Source organism: Stenotrophomonas sp. VV52 (assembly GCF_002893095.1).
Taxonomy (GTDB): domain Bacteria; phylum Pseudomonadota; class Gammaproteobacteria; order Xanthomonadales; family Xanthomonadaceae; genus Stenotrophomonas; species Stenotrophomonas aracearum.
On sequence record NZ_PKQQ01000015.1, the window covers coordinates 16,987 to 34,263 of the forward strand.

Here is a 17,277-nt window from a genome sequence, read left to right on the forward strand (position 1 = left end):
CAGTTACATCCCCGAATAGTTCGGGCCGCCGCCGCCCTGCGGGGTCACCCACACGATGTTCTGGGTCGGGTCCTTGATGTCGCAGGTCTTGCAGTGCACGCAGTTCTGCGCGTTGATCTGCAGCTGTTCCTGGCCCTCGCCACCCACGAATTCATAGACCCCGGCCGGGCAGTAACGCGCTTCCGGGCCGGCGTATTCGGACAGGTTGATCCGCACCGGCACGCTGGCGTCCTTCAGCGTGAGGTGCGACGGCTGGTCTTCTTCGTGGTTGGTGCTGCTCAGGAACACCGAGCTCAGCCGGTCGAAGGTGAGCACGTTGTCCGGCTTGGGGTAGGCGATCTTCGTATGTTGCGACGCCGGCTCCAGGCACGCGTGGTCCGGCGTGCTGTGGCGCAGGGTCCACGGCGGATTGCGGATGCCCAGCTTGGGCAGCAGCCACTGCTCGATGCCGGTCATCAGCGTGGCGACGTTGCGGCCCTTCTTGAACCACTGCTTGAAGTTCTTCGACTGCTTCAGCTCGTCGTTCAACCAGCTGCTTTCGAAGGCGGCCGGGTAGGCGCTGAGTTCGTCGCGCTGGCGGTCTGCAACCAGCGCGTCGAACGCGGCGTCGGCGGCCAGCATGCCGGTCTTGATCGCGGCATGGCTGCCCTTGATGCGGCTGGCGTTGAGGTAACCGGCTTCGCAGCCGACCAGCGCGCCGCCCGGGAACACGGTCTTGGGCAGCGACAGCAGGCCACCGGCAGTGATCGCACGCGCGCCGTAGCCGATGCGCTTGCCGCCTTCCAGGTGCTTGCGGATGGACGGGTGGGTCTTGAAGCGCTGGAACTCCTCGAACGGGCTCATCCACGGGTTGCGGTAGTCCAGCCCGACCACGAAGCCCACTGCGACCTTGCCGCCGTCGGCGTGGTACAGGAACGAGCCGCCGTAAGTGTCGCTGTCCAGCGGCCAGCCGGCGGTGTGCACCACCAGGCCCGGCTCATGCTTGGCCGGGTCGATCTGCCACAGTTCCTTGATGCCGATGCCGTAAGCCTGCGGGTCCTTGCCGGCGTCCAGCTGGAAGCGGGCGATCAGCTGGCGGCCGAGGTGGCCGCGCGAGCCTTCGGCGAAGACCGTGTACTTGGCGTGCAGCTCCATGCCGCGTTCGAAATTGGGACCGTGCAAGCCGTCCTTGCGGATGCCCATGTCGCCGGTGGCCACGCCCATCACCGCGCCGTTCTCGTCGTACAGCACTTCGGCGGCGGCAAAGCCGGGGAAGATCGCCACTTCCAGCACTTCGGCCTGCTGTGCCAGCCAGCGGGTGACCTCGCCGAGGCTGATGATGTAGTTGCCTTCGTTGTGGAAGCACTCCGGCAGCAGCGCATGCGGGGTGCTGCGCGCGCCGTCTTCGGACAGGAACAGGAACTCGTCGCGGGTGACCTTCTGCTTCAGCGGCGCGCCGCGTTCGGCCCAATCCGGGAACAGTTCGGTCAGCGCGCGGGTGTCCATGATCGCGCCGGACAGGATGTGGGCGCCGGGTTCGGAGCCCTTTTCCAGCACGCACACCGACAGCTCGCGGCCGGCTTCGATGGCGCGCTGGCGCAGGCGGATCGCGGTGGCCAGGCCGGCCGGGCCGGCCCCGACGACAACCACGTCGAACTCCATGGCTTCACGCGGGGGCAGGGCAGTGGTCTCTTCGCTCATGGTGATGCGTAACTCGTGGGTAGTGCCGTCCCGGCCAAAGCCGGCGGCGGTTGCCTGGGAATCGCGCGCGACAGGTCACTGCGCAACTGCTGGATCAGGCCATCAGGGTACCGGTAGGAGCCGTTTCCGCCTAGATCGCCGACGTTCACGCGCGATGCTGCGGCGCAGCATAAGAACTCGAGACCGTAGTGCCGGCCGCCGGCCGGCTCCAAGCGATGCCCTGCGGTACGAGGAGCCGGCCGCCGGCCGGCTCCAGGCGATGCCCGGCGGTACGAGGAGCCGGCCGGCGGCCGGCACTACGCGCTGAAGGACGCGTGGTAGGTGACCTCGGCGTCTGGCCATTCCCCGCGCAACAACCGTGCCTGGAAATACTCCGCCGGTACCCCGGCCAGACGCAGGCGCGGCTCTGCGTGGAACCCAAACCGCCCGTAGTACGCGGGGTCGCCCAACAACACACACCCGGCCGCGCCCATCGCCTCAAGCGACTCCATCGCCGCTTTCATCAACGCCCCACCAACCCCCTGCCCCTGCCGTTCCGGCGACACCGAGATCGGCCCGAGCCCGTACCAGCCTTCGCTGCCATCGCTGAGCTGCACTGGCGAAAGCGCCACGTGGCCGATGATGGCGCCGGAATCTTCAGCCACCAGCGATACCGCCAGCGCACCGGCATCGCGCAGCGCATCGACGATGTGCTGTTCGGTGTGGCTGCTGTGCGGGGCGTGTTCGAACGCGTCGCGGGTGAGGGCGTGAATGGCATGGGCGTCGCCGGGACGCTCGCTGCGGATCTGCATGGGCAAGGCCTCCTGTAAGCAGCCATTGTAGTGCCGGCCGCCGGCCGGCTCCTGGTGATGGCCGGTATTGCGTGCAGCCGGCCAGCGGCCGGCACTACCGGGCTGGTGTCACAATGGGGGCCCTGTTGCTGCCTGCGATGTCGCTGCCCATGGCCCTCAATCCGTACGATCTGTTCGATGTCCGCTCGCTGCTCAGCGAGGAGGAACGTGCCGTGCAGGCGAGCGTGGCGCGCTTCACCGACGAAAAGGTGCTGCCGATCATCGGCGATGCCTTCGACCAGGGCCGGTTCCCGGATGAGCTGATCCCGGAGATCGCGTCGCTGGGCCTGCTCGGCTCCAGCCTGCCCGAGCAGTACGGTGGCGGCGGCTTGAACGCGGTGAGCTACGGCTTGATCTGCCAGGAACTGGAACGCGGCGACTCGGGCCTGCGCAGCTTCGTCTCGGTGCAGAGCTCGCTGTGTATGTACCCGATCTTCGCCTACGGCAGCGAAGAACAGCGCCTGCGCTGGCTGCCGGACATGGCCGCTGGCCGGGTGATCGGCTGCTTCGGCCTGACCGAGGCGCACGGCGGTTCCGACCCGGCCGCGATGAAGACGCGCGCGGTGAAGGACGGCGGCGACTGGCTGATCAACGGCAGCAAGATGTGGATCACCAGCGGCCCGGTCGCCGACATCGCCATTGTCTGGGCGCATACCGAAGACGGGATCCAGGGATTCGTGCTGGAGAAGGGCATGCCCGGCTTCACCACCCAGGAGATCAAGCACAAGATGAGCCTGCGCGCGTCGCTGACCGGCGCGCTGTTCTTCGACAACGTGCGCGTGCCCGAACGCAACCGCCTGCCGAACGTGCAGGGGCTGAAGGGACCGCTGGGGTGCCTCAACCAGGCCCGTTACGGGATCAGCTGGGGGCCGATCGGCGCGGCCGTTGCCTGCCTGGACGAAGCGCTGGGCTACACAAAGGAGCGCGTGCTGTTCGGGCGCCCGGTGGCGGCCACCCAGAGCGCGCAGATCAAGCTGGCCGACATGGCCCGGCGCATCACCACCGCGCAGCTGCTGTCGCTGCAGCTGGGGCGGTTGAAGGATGCGGGGCAGCTGCAGCCGCAGCAGGTCAGCCTGGCCAAGTGGAACAACTGCCGCATGGCGATCGACATCGCGCGCGAATGCCGGGATCTGCTGGGTGGAGCGGGCATTACCACCGAGCATGTGGCGATCCGGCACGCATTGAACCTGGAGTCGGTGATTACCTATGAGGGCACCGAGACCGTGCACCAGCTGGTGATCGGGCGCGAGCTTACGGGTATCAACGCTTTCTAGGCGATCACGCGCCGCCAACGAACCCGTTCTGTCGCCAGGCCTCGAACATCACCACGGCCACGGTGTTGGACAGATTCAAACTGCGATTCCCAGGCTGCATCGGCAACCTCAAGCGGCGCCCATCGGGCAGCGCGTCCAGCACGTCCTGCGGCAGGCCGCGGGTTTCCGGGCCGAACAGGAAGGCGTCGCCGTCTTCGAACTGCTGGGTGTCATAGCGCACGCTGCCGCGGGTGCTCAGGGCGAACAGGCGCTTCGGTGCAATTACCTGCAGGAAGGTGTCCAGGTCTGGATGCACCTGCAGTCGGGCGTATTCGTGGTAATCCAGGCCGGCGCGCTTGAGCTGCTTGTCGCTCAGGTCGAAACCGAGCGGCTCGATCAGGTGCAGTCGCGCGCCGGTGTTGGCGCAGAGCCGGATCACATTGCCGGTATTCGGGGGAATTTCCGGCTGGAACAACACAACATGGAACGTCGGGGTGGCGGTCATTCCTGCATTTTACGCCGCCAATCCCCGATTACGGACGGACCAGCACCGAAGCGGTTTCGACCGCGAAGGCCTGCAGGTCGTTCGGCGACGGACGCACCTGCAGGGCCGGCAGGTTGATGATCACGTCGCGGGCCAGTACGCCGGCGGCCGAGGCCAGGGCACCCATGTAGTCCGTGCTGCGTTCGGCCTGTTCGGCGGCCAGCGCTTCGCGCTGTTCGGCGGTCGGGCGGACTTCAACGGCGGCAAGGGTGGTGACGCGGCGGCTGTCGGCCAGTTCGGCGCGGTATTCGGCAACCTGGCCGGCGGTCGGACGCACTTCCACCAGCGCCAGGGTCGGGATGCTGCTGGTGCGCTCGACTTCGGCCTGGGCCAGCTGGTCGGCGGAAGGACGAACCTGCACGGTCTGCAGGGTGGTGATGGCGGAAGCGGCATGCACGTTCGAAACAAACGCGGAGCCGGCAGCGAGGGCGATGGCGATTGCGATGGTCTTGGTGTTCATGACGGGGCCTGTTTAGTGTTGGTGAGCAGTGGTGTGGTAGTAAGGTAGTACACCGAATCTGGGGATGCAAGAACAAATTCAAGATTTCGTGTTTTGTTCAGCGATCAGTCATGTTTCGTTTGATCGCGTCCTTTCCGCACGTAGGCCAAAGCAGGCATCGTGCCAACTTTTAATCATTGATTTAAAAGGGTTTTATAGGCGTTCCAGAGTGTCCACTGTCCGGACACCTGTCCGATCCCACCCTCGGAAACTGTCCGGACAACGGTTCAGCCAGCCGCACACCCGCCGCCGGGGTACCGGCACGGCGTGGAAAGTTCCCTTACATGGGCAATGACTGTTGGCCGATGCCCCAACCGGTCGTCCCGGGCTAGCATCCCCCTTCACTTTCATGACCAAGGACCTGGAATGACCGTCCAACTTCGACCGCGTGCCGCACTGCTGGCTGTTGCGCTTTCCGCCGCACTGGGCAGCCTTGCCCCGGCACCGCTGATGGCCAAGCCGGCCCAGGTCGCCAAGGTCGACATTCCGTTCGAGGAGTTCACCCTGCCCAACGGCCTGCGCGTGGTGGTGCACACCGACCGCAAGGCGCCGATCGTGGCGGTGAACATCTGGTACCACGTGGGCAGCAAGGATGAACCGGCCGGCCGCACCGGCTTTGCGCACCTGTTCGAACACCTGATGTTCCAGGGCAGCGAAAACCACGCCGGCGAATACTTCGAACCGTTCAAGCAGGTCGGCGTGACCGGCCAGAACGGCACGACCAACACCGACCGCACCAACTACTTCGAGAACGTGCCCACCACCGCGCTGGACATGGCGCTGTGGATGGAGTCCGACCGCATGGGCCACCTGCTCGGCGCGATCGACCAGGCCGCGCTCGACGAACAGCGCGGCGTGGTCCAGAACGAAAAGCGCCAGGGCGAGAACCAGCCCTATGGCCAAGTGTGGGAAAAGATCAACCGCGCGCTGTACCCGGAAGGGCACCCGTACCACCACAGCGTGATCGGCTCGATGAACGACCTCAACGCGGCCTCGCTGGATGACGTCAAGAACTGGTTCCGCACCTGGTACGGCCCGAACAACGCGGTGCTGGTGCTGGCCGGCGACATCGACGTGGCCACCGCGAAGGAAAAGGTCGCGCGTTACTTCGGCGACATCCCGGCCGGCCCGAGCATGGCCCAGCCCAAGGTCGACGTGGCCAAGCGCGAAAAGTCCACCCGCGAGACCATGACCGACAAGGTGCCGCAGGCACGCGTCTACCGCGCCTGGAACGTGGCCCAGGCCGGCACCACCGACATCGACCAGCTGCAGCTGTTCGCGCAGGTGCTGGGCGGGGCCAAGTCCTCGCGCCTGGACCAGCGCCTGCTGCACCAGGACAAGCTGGTGGACAACATCAGCGCCGGTGCCTACACCTCGCAGCTGGGCTCGAACTTCGTGATCATGGCCACGGTGAAGCAGGGCGTGGACCCGGCCAAGGTCGAGGCGATCATCGACGAGGAAGTGCGCCGCCTGGTGGCCGACGGCCCCTCCGCCGATGAACTGAGCCGCGGCAAGACCGCATTCCGTGCCGGCTTCATCCGTGGCATCGAGCGCATCGGTGGGTTCGGCGGCAAGGCCGACGCGCTGGCCGAATGCACCGTGTTCGAAGGCGACCCGGGCTGCTTCCGCCGCTCGCTGGCCACCATCGACGCGGCCAGCGCCGCCGACGTGCGCGCGGCCGGCGCCAAGTGGCTTGGCGCGGGCGACCACACCCTGGTGGTGGAGCCGGGCGCCCGCGTGGCGCTGCCGGAACTGCCCTCGGCCACCCCGAAGCCGTTCACCGTGCCGGCCGTGGACCCGAAGTTCACCACCACCGCCAGCCAGGTCGACCGCAGCACCGGCGTGCCGCAGACCAAGACCTTCCCGGAACTGAAGTTCCCGCAGCTGCACCGCGCCACGTTGAAGAACGGCACCCAGGTGATCCTGGCCGAACGCCACGACATCCCGGTGGTGCAGTTCAGCTATGAATTCCCCGGTGGCTTCACCGCCGACCAGGGCCGCAAGTCCGGCACGGCCAACTTCACCATGGACCTGATGGGCGAGGGCGCCGGCAAGCTGGGCGCACTGCCGTTTGCCGACGCGGCCGACGCACTGGGCGCCAACCTGGGCGCTTCGGCGTCGCTGGACAGCGCCAGCGTGTACCTCTCGGCGCTGAAGGAGAATCTGGCGCCGTCGCTGGCCCTGTATGCCGACATGCTGCGCCAGCCGCGCTTTGACCAGAGCGAGATCGACCGGGTCAAGGCGACCTGGATCGCCGGCATCCAGCAGGAGAAGGTCAACCCCAGCGCCGCGGCCATGCGCGTGCTGCCGCCGCTGCTTTACGGCGCCGGCCACCCGTACGCCATTCCGTTCACCGGCAGCGGCAATGAAGCCGACATCCAGTCGCTGACCCGCGAGGACCTGGTCGACTTCCACCGCGACGCGCTGCGTCCGGAGCAGGGCACCCTGATCGTGGTGGGCGACACCACCCTGAAGGACATCGTGCCGCTGCTGGAGCGCCAGTTCGGCAACTGGAAGAGCACCGGCCCGGCCCCGCAGCTCAAGCCGCTGGTCGACGTGGCCCGCCCGGCCAAGGCCCGCGTGTACCTGATCGACCAGCCTGGCGCGGTGCAGGCCAACCTGTACGCCGGCCAGGTGGTGCCGTCCACCATGGACCCGGGCGCCACCCGCTTCGACATTGCCAACGGCGTGCTCGGCGGCGACTTCACCTCGCGCCTGAACATGAACCTGCGCGAGGAAAAGCACTGGTCCTACGGCGCCCGCACCATGGCCAGCAGCACCCTGGGCCAGCGCCCGTGGATGGGCATGGCGCCGGTGCAGATCGACAAGACCGCCGATGCGATGAAGGAAATGCAGAAGGAGATTGCCGACTTTGCTTCCGGTGCCGAAGCCGTCACTCCGGCCGAGGTCACCCGCATCCGCAACATCCAGAACCTGAGCCTGCCGGGCGCGTATGAAACCGCCAGCGCTGTGCTGGGCACCATCAGCGGCATCGTCCGCTACCAGCGCCCGGACGACTACGTGTTCAAGCGCAAGGCCGAGATCGAGGCGATGACCCCGGCCCAGGTCCAGCAGGCCGCCGCCACCCTGGACCCGAAGACCCTGACTTGGGTGGTGGTGGGCGACCTGAAGCAGACCGAAGCCCCGGTGCGCGCGCTGAACCTGGGCGAGGTGGTGGTGATTGACGCGGATGGGAAGCCGGTGAAATAACCGACCGGCTGCGGCGCTGGTCGGACCTTCCGGCCGGCGCGGCCCCCGGACGTAGAGCCGGGCTCTGCCCGGCTCCGGGAGCCCATCCACCCGCCATTCATTCCGTTCAGGCAGAATCCCTCATGACCTTTACGAGCGTCCCCACCATGCGCCTTCTGCTTCTTTCCACCCTCATCCTCGCCACCTCCGCCTGCACCTGGGTGCCGATCGAACCGGTGGGCAAGGCGGTGCGGGTGCTGCCGGCCGGGCCGGTGCCGACCGGCTGCATCGACAAGGGCGAGGTGGTGGTGACCGTGAAGAGCAAGGTCGGCTTCTACAACCGCAACCCGCTGCGCGTGCAGGAAGAGCTGGAAACCCTGGCCCGCAACGAGGCCCCCAGCGCCTCGGCCAACGCCGTCCAGGCCTCCGGCCTGCCGGCCGACGGCAGCCAGCGTTTCAAGGCGTTCCAGTGCCCGCCGCGCTGAACCGCTCATCCTCCAGCGCCACCATACGCCTGAAGCTGAATTCGTAAAGGTGCGGTGAAGGCCCGGGGGGCTTACAATAGCGCCCCCTTTGCCTGAGCCTTGGCGCTAACTGATGCTCTTCAAGAATGTATCGATCGCCGGCCTGGCGCACATCGACGCGCCGCATACGCTGACGTCGAAGGAAATCAACGAACGCCTGCAGCCGACGCTGGACCGCCTGGGTATCCGTACCGACGTGCTCGGCGATATCGCCGGCATCCACGCCCGTCGCCTGTGGGACGCGGACATGCTCGCCTCCGACGCCGCGACCCTGGCCGCCCGCAAGGCGCTGGAAGACGCCGGCATCGGCGCCGACAAGATCGGCCTGCTGGTCAACACCTCGGTCAGCCGCGACTACCTGGAGCCGTCCACCGCTTCCATCGTCTCGGGCAACCTGGGCGTGAGCGACGAGTGCATGACCTTCGACGTCGCCAACGCCTGCCTGGCCTTCATCAACGGCATGGACATCGCGGCCCGCATGCTGGAACGCGGCGACATCGATTACGCCCTGATCGTCGACGGCGAAACCGCCAACCTGGTGTACGAGAAGACCCTTGAGCGCATGGCCCAGCCGGGCGTGACCGCTGACGACTTCCGCAACGAGATGGCCGCCCTGACCCTGGGCTGCGGCGCCGCTGCGATGGTCATGGCGCGCACCGAACTGGTGCCGGACGCGCCGCGCTACCGCGGTGGCGTGACCCGCTCGGCCACCGAGTGGAACCAGCTGTGCCGGGGCAACCTGGACCGCATGGTCACCGACACCCGCATGCTGCTGATCGAAGGCATCAAGCTGGCCCAGAAGACCTTCATGGCCGCCCGCGAAGCGCTGGGCTGGGCCGTGGAAGAACTGGACCAGTTCGTGATCCACCAGGTCAGCCAGCCGCACACCGCCGCCTTCATCAAGAACTTCGGCATCGACCCGAAGAAGGTGATGACCATCTTCGGCGAGCACGGCAACATCGGCCCGGCCTCGGTGCCGATCGTGCTGAGCAAGCTCAAGCAGCTGGGCAAGCTGAAGAAGGGCGACCGCATCGCGCTGCTCGGCATCGGCTCCGGCCTGAACTGCTCGATGGCCGAAGTGGTCTGGTAAGCCGTCCGCTGCGTTGATTCCCAAGGGCCGGTCTTACCGGCCCTTTTTACAGGTGCCACCCGATGTCCAAGCTTCCCGGTTACCCCGCCCATCCGCAGCGTTTCGAGGTCCGTCCCGGCCTGTCGATGAGCTATCTCGACGAAGGCCCGCGCGACGGCGAGGTGGTGGTGATGGTCCATGGCAATCCGTCGTGGAGCTACTACTGGCGCACGCTGGTGGCCGGGTTGTCGGACCGCTACCGCTGCATCGTGCCCGACCATATCGGCATGGGCCTGTCGGACAAGCCGGATGACGCGCACTACGAATACACGCTGCAGTCGCGCGTGGACGACCTGGACGCGTTGCTGGCGCACCTGGGCATCACCGGCCCGGTCACCCTGGCCGTGCACGACTGGGGCGGCATGATCGGTTTCGGCTGGGCGCTGTCGCACCATGCGCAGGTCAAGCGCCTGGTGGTGCTGAACACCGCCGCCTTCCCGATGCCGGCCGCCAAGCAGATGCCGTGGCAGATCGCGCTGGGCCGCCACTGGAAGATCGGCGAGTGGATCATCCGCAGCTTCAATGCGTTCTCGTCCGGCGCCTCGTGGCTGGGCGTGGAGCGGAAGATGCCGGCCGATGTGCGCCGCGCCTACGTGTCGCCGTACAACACCTACGCCAACCGGATCAGCACCATCCGCTTCATGCAGGACATTCCGCTGGGCCCGGCCGACAAGGCCTGGTCGCTGCTCGAACGTGCCGGCAAGGCGCTGCCGTCGTTCGCCGACCGCCCGGCCTTCATCGGCTGGGGCCTGCGCGACTTCGTGTTCGACCACCATTTCCTGGCCGGCTTCCAGGCCGCGCTGCCGCAGGCGCAGGTGCACGCGTTCGAAGACGCCGGGCATTACGTGCTGGAAGACAAGCACGAAGTACTGGTGCCGGAGATCCGGGCGTTCCTGGACGCGAACCCGGTTTGACCCCCGGGTGGGGTTACGCGGCGTCCGGGTGATCCGGCGCGTCGCGCCAGGCCCAGCTTTCCAGGCTCAGCGCCGGCAGGCCATGGATCGCCCGCGCCTTGTCGCACTGCGGGCTGGCCTTGCCGAACTCCCACGACGCGTCCACCTCACGGCACACGCTGGGCCGGTTGGGATGGATGCTGCAGCGGGAATACACGCCGATCTCCGCGTCCAGCGCCACGCAGCGCACCGGCTTGGACAGGGTGCCGCGCATGCAAAGGCGGTGCGGGTCGAGCGGTTCGGTCAGCTGGTGCGGTACGCCGCCGGGGGTGACCTCGTCCGATTCCATCCAATGGAACGCCACGCGGTACTGGGTACAGCAGGCGCCGCAGGTCATGCAGGGATGGGACATGGGGTGCCGGCCTTGGGCGGCTGTTTGCGTGTGGGAAGGGCGCGAATTTTCCACGCCTGCGGCCGCCGCGCAAGAATTTTCTGATGCGGCGACAATGAACGGATGAACAGCCCGACCAACATCGCCGCGCGCCTGCCCGAACTGGCCCGTGAACGCCCCGACCAGATCGCCATCCGCTGCCCCGGGAAACCGGGCCCGGACGGCATGGCGCGCTACGACGTGACCCTGGATTACCGCACCCTGGACGCCCGCAGCGACGCCATGGCCGCGGGCCTGGCTGCCTACGGCATCGGCCGTGGGGTGCGTGCGGTGGTGATGGTGCGGCCCTCGCCGGAGTTCTTCCTGCTGATGTTCGCGCTGTTCAAGAACGGCGCGGTGCCGGTGCTGGTCGACCCCGGCATCGACAAGCGCGCGCTGAAGCAGTGCCTGGACGAAGCGCAACCTGAAGCCTTCATCGGCATCGGCCTGGCCCACGTGGCGCGGCTGGTGCTGCGCTGGTGCCCGGGGGCGAAGCGCCTGGTCACGGTCGGGCGGCGCTGGGGCTGGGGCGGCACTACCCTGGCCCAGCTGGAAGCAGACGGCGCGCGGAACCCGCAGCCGATGGCGGCTACCGACGGCGAGGACGTGGCCGCGCTGCTGTTCACCAGCGGCTCCACCGGCGTGCCGAAGGGCGTGGTCTACCGGCACCGCCATTTCGTCGGCCAGGTCGAGCTGCTGCGTTCGGCGTTCGGCATGGAACCGGGCGGCATCGACCTGCCCACCTTCCCGCCGTTCGCCCTGTTCGACCCGGCGCTGGGCCTGACCTCGGTCATTCCCGACATGGACCCCACCCGTCCGGCCAAGGCCGACCCGCGCAAGCTGCATGACGCGATCAAACGCTTCGGGGTGACCCAGCTGTTTGGTTCGCCGGCGCTGATGCGGGTGCTGGCCGACCATGGCCAGCCGCTGCCCGGCGTACGCCGGGTGACCTCGGCCGGCGCCCCGGTGCCGCCCGACGTGGTGGCGCGCATCCGCCGGCTGCTGCCCGACGACGCCCAGTTCTGGACGCCCTACGGCGCCACCGAGTGCCTGCCGGTGGCGGTGATCGAAGGTCGCGAGCTGGAAAGCACGCGCCAGGCCACCGAAGCCGGCGCCGGCACCTGCGTGGGCAGGGTGGTGGCGCCGAACCAGGTGCGCATCATCGCCATCGACGACGCGCCGCTGCCCACCTGGGCGCAGGTGCGCGAGGTGGCCACCGGCGTGGTCGGCGAAATCACCGTGGCCGGGCCCACCGCCACCGACAGCTACTTCAACCGTCCGCAGGCCACCGCTGCGGCCAAGATCACTGAAACCCTGGCCGACGGCAGCACCCGCGTCGTACACCGCATGGGCGATGTCGGCTACTTCGACGCCGACGGCCGGCTGTGGTTCTGCGGGCGCAAGACCCAGCGCGTGGAAACCGCGCACGGCCCGCTGTACACCGAACAGGTGGAGCCGGTGTTCAACGCACTGGACGGCATCGCGCGCACCGCGCTGGTCGGCATCGGCGCCGCCGGTGCGCAGCTGCCGGTGCTCTGCTATGAACTGCAGCCGGGCACCGCGGATTCGCCCGCGCTGCAGCAGCGGCTGCGCGATGAAGCGGCTGCCCATGCGGGCACCCTGCGCATCGAGCGCTTCCTGCTGCACCCGGGCTTCCCGGTCGACATCCGCCACAATGCCAAGATCGGCCGCGAGAAACTCGCGGTCTGGGCCGCAACCCGAATGGAACAACACGCATGAAGATCCTCGTCACCGGCGGTGGTGGTTTCCTCGGCCAGGCGCTGTGCCGTGGCCTGGTCGCGCGCGGCCATGAAGTGCTCAGTTTCAACCGCGGCGACTACCCGCCGCTGGCCGCGCTGGGCGTGGGCCAGATCCGCGGCGACCTGGCCGACGCCGACGCGGTGCGCCACGCGGTGGCCGGGGTCGACGCGGTGTTCCACAACGGTGCCAAGGCCGGCGCATGGGGCAGCTACGAGAGCTACCACCTGGCCAACGTGGTCGGCACGGACAACGTGATCGCGGCCTGCCGCACGCATGGCGTGCGCACGCTGGTGTACACCTCCACGCCCAGCGTCACCCACCGCGCCACCCACCCGGTCGAGGGCCTGGGTGCCGATGAAGTGCCCTACGGCGAAGACTTCCAGGCGCCGTACGCGGCCACCAAGACCATTGCCGAACAGCGCGTGCTGGCCGCCAACGATGCATCGCTGGCCACCGTGGCGCTGCGTCCGCGCCTGATCTGGGGCCCGGGCGACCAGCAGCTGGTGCCGCGCCTGGCCGAACGGGCGCGCGCCGGTCGCCTGCGCTTCGTCGGCGACGGGACCAACCTGGTCGATACCACCTACATCGACAACGCCGCACTGGCCCACTTCCTCGCCTTCGAACACCTCGCCCCGGGCGCGGCGTGCGCGGGCAAGGCGTACTTCATTTCCAACGGCGAGCCGCTGCCGATGCGCGAGCTGCTCAACAAGCTGTTGGCGGCGGTGGGCGCACCGGGCGTGGAGAAGTCGATCAGCTTCAAGACCGCGTACCGCATCGGTGCGGTGGCCGAACGCCTGTGGCCGCTGCTGCGCCTGAAGGGCGAACCGCCGATGACCCGCTTCCTGGCCGAGCAACTGTGCACCCCGCACTGGTACAGCATGGAGCCGGCACGCCGCGACTTCGGCTATGTGCCACAGGTGAGCATTGACGAAGGGCTCACGAGGCTGAAGGCTTCATCGCATATCCAGATTCCCATCACTTCCTGAACACCGAAGCTTGGTGAAGATGGCAGCACGCCAATCCGGCACGCCCGACGCGAGGATCGACATGCTGCACTACGCCGTAATCTTCTTTGTTATCGCCCTTATTGCGGCAGTGCTCGGTTTCTCCGGCATTGCTGGTGCCGCCAGCAACATCGCCTGGATCCTGTTCGTGGTGTTCCTGATCCTGGCGATCATCTCGATGTTCCGCAAGCGAGGTTAGTAGCGCGCAGGATCCTGCGGGCCCCCCTCTCTCCGGGCCCGCATGATCCAGCGCGAACCGCTGAGGGCCTGGCGCTTCCAAGGGCGCCAGGCCCTTTTTGTTGTGGGTCGACAACCGACGGTAGAGCCACGCCCTGCGTGGCTGCGTGATGTCTGGACCGAGCGCAGCCACGCAGGGCGTGGCTCTACCCCGTCCCTGTAGAATGTCGCCATGCCCCGCTCTTTGCTCTCCTCCCTCAAGCCCCTGGCCGGCAATGCGCTGCAGCTCGCGCTCAACCGCGCCCTGGCGCTGGATCCCGATACCCGCCGCGCGCTGGTCGCGCTGGATGGCCGCCATATCGCCCTTACCCTCGAATCGCCCGCGCTGGCGATGCGGATCGGCGTGGACGGCGAGCGCCTGACCGTGGGTCCGGTGGACCCGCAGGCCGAGCCGGACCTGGCCGTGCGCAGCACGCTGGGGGGCGTGCTGGCCCAGCTGCCATTCCTGGCCAACGCGCGCCGTGGCGGCGACGCCCCGGCTGGGCGGGTCAAGGTCTCCGGCGATGCCGAACTGGCGCGTCGGCTGCAGCAGCTGGCCAACCGGTTCGACCCGGACTGGCAGCTGCCGTTCGTAAAGGTGTTTGGCGAAGTAGTAGGCGTGCAGGTCGCCAATGCGCTGCGCTCGGCCCTGCAGCATGCGCGCCGTGGCGCGTCCGACCTGGCGCACAGCGCCGCTGAATTTGTCACCGAGGAGTCGCGCGACGTGGTAGCCCGAGCCGAACTGGATGCCTTCCATGACGATGTGGATGTGATGCGCGACGACGTGGAACGCATGGCGGCCCGTGTGCAGCGCCTGGCCCAGGTGCGCGCATGAAGGCGGTGTTCCGTGCAAGCCGCATTGGTCGGGTGATCCTGCGCTACCGTCTGGACGATCTGCTCGACGGCACACCGCTGGAAGGCTGGCTGCGCATTGCCAAGCCGTTCGTGCCGCGCGCCTCGTCCGACATCGCCGCGCAGTCGCGGGGCGCGCGCCTGCGCCTGGCCCTGCAGGACCTCGGCCCGATCTTCGTCAAGTTCGGGCAGATCCTGTCCACCCGCCGCGACCTGATTCCGGCCGACATCGCCAACGAACTCACCCTGCTGCAGGACCGGGTCAAGCCGTTCGACGGCGCCACCGCGCAGCGCATCGTCGAACAGGCGCTGGGCCGCCCGGTGGCCGAGGCCTTCGCCACGTTCGACCTGCAGCCGCTGGCCTCGGCCTCGATCGCCCAGGTCCACGCCGCCACCCTGGCCGATGGCCGCCAGGTGGTGGTCAAGGTGCTGCGCCCGGACATCGAAAAGCAGATCGACGCCGATATCGCGCTGCTGAAATCCGCAGCGGCGCTGGTCGAGCGCGCGCACCCGCGCGCCGACAAGATTCGCCCACGCGAAGTGGTGGCCGAAGTCGAAAACACCCTGGCCGCCGAACTCGACCTGCAGCGCGAAGGCGCCAACGCCAGCGTGCTGCGCCGCAACTGGGTGGACTCGGACGACCTGTACGTGCCCGAGGTGATCTGGAGCCACACCGCCGAACGCGCGCTCACCCTGGAGCGGGTGTGGGGGATTCCCTCCGACGACATCGCCGCGCTGGACAAGGCCGGCATCGACCGCAAGGCGCTCGCCGCCAAGGGCGTGCGCGTGTTCTACACGCAGGTGTTCCGCGACAACTTCTTCCACGCCGACGCGCACGCCGGCAACATCTGGGTCGACACCGACCCGATGCGCCGCGACAACCCGCGCTTCATCGCGCTGGATTTCGGCATCATGGGCCAGCTCTCCGAAGAAGATCAGTACTACCTGGCCGAGAACTTCATGGCCATCTTCAACAAGGACTACCGGCGCATGGCCGAGCTCCATGTTGAAGCCGGCTGGATGCCGAACAACGTGCGCATCGACGAACTCGAAGCGGCCGCGCGTTCGGTGTGCGAGCCGTACTTCACCCGCCCGCTGTCGCAGATCTCGCTGGCCGAAGTGCTGATCAAGCTGTTCCGCGTGGCGCAGCGTTATGAGCTGACCCTGCAGCCGCAGCTGATCCTGCTGCAGAAGACCCTGCTCAACATCGAAGGCGTGGGCCGCCAGCTGGATCCGGAACTGGACATCTGGGCAGTGGCGCGGCCGGTGCTGGAACGCATCCTGCGCGAACGCTACAGCCCGCGCCGGGTGCTGAAGGAAATGCGCAAGCGCCTGCCGGAAATCATGACCCACGCGCCGGACATGCCGCGCCTGGTCCACGCCTGGCTGCGCCAGCAGGTGGAAGGCGGGCATGAACTGTCGATGCGCTCGCGCGACCTTGAAGCGCTCAACGTCAACCTGCAGAAGCTGCAGAAGCGTGCGGTAGCCGCGATTGCAGGTGTCGGCCTGCTGATCGTCGCGGCCGTACTGTATGGCATGCAGCCGGGTGGCTGGTACTTCGGTGACGTGCCGATGTTGAGCTGGGTGAGCGGTGTGGCCGGGTTGTTCTCGCTGGGCGCAGCGTGGTGGCGGCGATGAGCGAGGTCGAGGCGCTGGCCGAAGCGCCGGTGGCGCTGCCGCCGTTGCAGCTGCTGCACGTGGACGAGCGCCTCGCGGTGGTCAGCAAGCCTGCGGGCCTGATGGTCCACGACAGCAAGCTGGCGCGTGGCGAAGATGATTTCCTGGCCGACCGCCTGCGCGAACAGCTGGGCAGGCCGATCTTCCTGGTGCACCGGCTGGACCGCGCCACCAGCGGCTGCCTGCTGCTCGCCTTCGATCGCGAAAGCGCCAGCGTGCTGGGCAAGTCGTTGATGGGCGGCGACGTCATCAAGGACTACCTGGCGATCTGCCGGGGCTGGCCGGCGGAAGAAGCCTTCACCGTCGACCACGACTTGGACGGCGGCCCCGGCAAGCCGGTGAAGAAGCAGGCCATCACCCATTTCCAGCGGGTGGCGGTGGGTGAGATTCCGGTACCCATGGGCGAATTCGAAACCTCGCGCTATGCGCTGCTGCGCTGCCAGCCGCAGACCGGGCGCTTCCGCCAGATCCGCCGGCACCTGAAGCATCTGTCGCATCACCTGATCGGCGACACCAGCCACGGCGACGGCCGCCACAACCGCAGCTTCCGCATGCAGGGCATCCACCGCATGCTGCTGCACGCCGAACGCCTGCGCTTCCCGCATTTGGACGGCACGCCGATGGATGTCAGCGCGCCGGTGGATGGGGAGTTTCGCAAGGCCATGGATCTGTTCGGCTGGTAATGCGTCGCGCGGGTTTGGGACCGCGGGGACACGCATGGCGTGTCGCTACGCAGCCCACCCGTCACGGTCCGCCGGACCGCGTAGCGACACGCCACGCGTGTCCCACGCACATC

The 17,277-nt window shown here is 67.7% G+C and carries 16 protein-coding genes; 11 read left to right on the plus strand and 5 right to left on the minus strand.

Annotated elements, in window-relative coordinates; translation table 11 throughout:
- Positions 1 to 3: 3 nt before the first annotated feature.
- On the minus strand, positions 4 to 1,680 hold the full coding sequence (locus C2U58_RS18255; RefSeq protein ID WP_102947143.1) for an electron transfer flavoprotein-ubiquinone oxidoreductase: 1,677 nt from the start codon (positions 1,678 to 1,680) through the stop codon (positions 4 to 6).
- A 296-nt stretch (positions 1,681 to 1,976) separates the two neighbouring features.
- On the minus strand, positions 1,977 to 2,471 hold the full coding sequence (locus tag C2U58_RS18260; protein WP_102947144.1) for an N-acetyltransferase: 495 nt from the start codon (positions 2,469 to 2,471) through the stop codon (positions 1,977 to 1,979).
- Positions 2,472 to 2,620: 149 nt separating this feature from the next.
- Between C2U58_RS18260 and C2U58_RS18265 the strand changes: the two genes are divergently transcribed.
- Positions 2,621 to 3,784 carry an acyl-CoA dehydrogenase family protein gene (locus C2U58_RS18265; RefSeq protein ID WP_102947198.1) on the plus strand — a complete coding sequence of 388 codons (1,164 nt, stop codon included), beginning with the start codon at positions 2,621 to 2,623 and terminating at the stop codon, positions 3,782 to 3,784.
- A gap of 4 nt (positions 3,785 to 3,788) precedes the next feature.
- Here the strand turns inward: C2U58_RS18265 and trmL are convergent, their stop codons facing one another.
- Both trmL and C2U58_RS18275 read right to left on the minus strand, forming a co-directional pair.
- Positions 3,789 to 4,268, minus strand: a complete 480-nt coding sequence (gene trmL / locus C2U58_RS18270) for a tRNA (uridine(34)/cytosine(34)/5-carboxymethylaminomethyluridine(34)-2'-O)-methyltransferase TrmL (RefSeq protein WP_102947145.1) — start codon at positions 4,266 to 4,268, stop codon at positions 3,789 to 3,791.
- A 28-nt stretch (positions 4,269 to 4,296) separates the two neighbouring features.
- A complete protein-coding gene (locus C2U58_RS18275; protein WP_102947146.1) occupies positions 4,297 to 4,767 on the minus strand; it encodes a hypothetical protein in 471 nt (156 codons plus the stop codon).
- Positions 4,768 to 5,172: 405 nt separating this feature from the next.
- Between C2U58_RS18275 and C2U58_RS18280 the strand changes: the two genes are divergently transcribed.
- The 4 genes from C2U58_RS18280 to C2U58_RS18295 all read left to right on the plus strand — a co-directional run bounded on the left by C2U58_RS18280 (position 5,173) and on the right by C2U58_RS18295 (position 10,562).
- A complete protein-coding gene (locus tag C2U58_RS18280; protein WP_102947147.1) occupies positions 5,173 to 8,016 on the plus strand; it encodes a pitrilysin family protein in 2,844 nt (947 codons plus the stop codon).
- 146 nt (positions 8,017 to 8,162) lie between these two features.
- Positions 8,163 to 8,480 (plus strand): DUF4156 domain-containing protein, encoded by a 318-nt coding sequence (locus C2U58_RS18285; protein WP_102947148.1) that lies wholly within the window; start codon positions 8,163 to 8,165, stop codon positions 8,478 to 8,480.
- A 112-nt stretch (positions 8,481 to 8,592) separates the two neighbouring features.
- Positions 8,593 to 9,609 carry a 3-oxoacyl-ACP synthase III gene (locus C2U58_RS18290; protein ID WP_070208685.1) on the plus strand — a complete coding sequence of 339 codons (1,017 nt, stop codon included), beginning with the start codon at positions 8,593 to 8,595 and terminating at the stop codon, positions 9,607 to 9,609.
- A gap of 62 nt (positions 9,610 to 9,671) precedes the next feature.
- The gene (locus tag C2U58_RS18295; protein ID WP_102947149.1) at positions 9,672 to 10,562 is read left to right on the plus strand and encodes an alpha/beta fold hydrolase; all 891 of its coding nucleotides are present in this window, start codon (positions 9,672 to 9,674) and stop codon (positions 10,560 to 10,562) included.
- Positions 10,563 to 10,575: 13 nt separating this feature from the next.
- Here C2U58_RS18295 and C2U58_RS18300 read toward each other — a convergent pair whose 3' ends face one another.
- Positions 10,576 to 10,953 (minus strand): YkgJ family cysteine cluster protein, encoded by a 378-nt coding sequence (locus tag C2U58_RS18300; protein WP_102947150.1) that lies wholly within the window; start codon positions 10,951 to 10,953, stop codon positions 10,576 to 10,578.
- A 102-nt stretch (positions 10,954 to 11,055) separates the two neighbouring features.
- Here C2U58_RS18300 and oleC point away from each other — a divergent pair, with 102 nt between their 5' ends.
- The 6 genes from oleC to C2U58_RS18330 all read left to right on the plus strand — a co-directional run bounded on the left by oleC (position 11,056) and on the right by C2U58_RS18330 (position 17,164).
- Positions 11,056 to 12,711, plus strand: coding sequence for an olefin beta-lactone synthetase (gene oleC / locus C2U58_RS18305; protein WP_102947151.1), 1,656 nt, complete (start codon positions 11,056 to 11,058; stop codon positions 12,709 to 12,711).
- A complete protein-coding gene (gene oleD / locus C2U58_RS18310) occupies positions 12,708 to 13,718 on the plus strand; it encodes a 2-alkyl-3-oxoalkanoate reductase (RefSeq protein WP_102947152.1) in 1,011 nt (336 codons plus the stop codon). Before oleC ends, oleD begins: the two co-directional genes overlap by 4 nt.
- Before the next feature lie 61 nt (positions 13,719 to 13,779).
- Positions 13,780 to 13,935 carry a DUF1328 domain-containing protein gene (locus C2U58_RS18315; protein WP_070208703.1) on the plus strand — a complete coding sequence of 52 codons (156 nt, stop codon included), beginning with the start codon at positions 13,780 to 13,782 and terminating at the stop codon, positions 13,933 to 13,935.
- A gap of 210 nt (positions 13,936 to 14,145) precedes the next feature.
- Positions 14,146 to 14,787 (plus strand): SCP2 sterol-binding domain-containing protein, encoded by a 642-nt coding sequence (locus C2U58_RS18320; protein ID WP_102947153.1) that lies wholly within the window; start codon positions 14,146 to 14,148, stop codon positions 14,785 to 14,787.
- A complete protein-coding gene (ubiB, locus tag C2U58_RS18325) occupies positions 14,784 to 16,442 on the plus strand; it encodes a ubiquinone biosynthesis regulatory protein kinase UbiB (RefSeq protein WP_102947154.1) in 1,659 nt (552 codons plus the stop codon). The genes C2U58_RS18320 and ubiB overlap by 4 nt, the downstream gene beginning before the upstream one ends.
- On the plus strand, positions 16,439 to 17,164 hold the full coding sequence (locus tag C2U58_RS18330) for a pseudouridine synthase (RefSeq protein WP_102947199.1): 726 nt from the start codon (positions 16,439 to 16,441) through the stop codon (positions 17,162 to 17,164). The genes ubiB and C2U58_RS18330 overlap by 4 nt, the downstream gene beginning before the upstream one ends.
- Positions 17,165 to 17,277 lie beyond the last annotated feature (113 nt).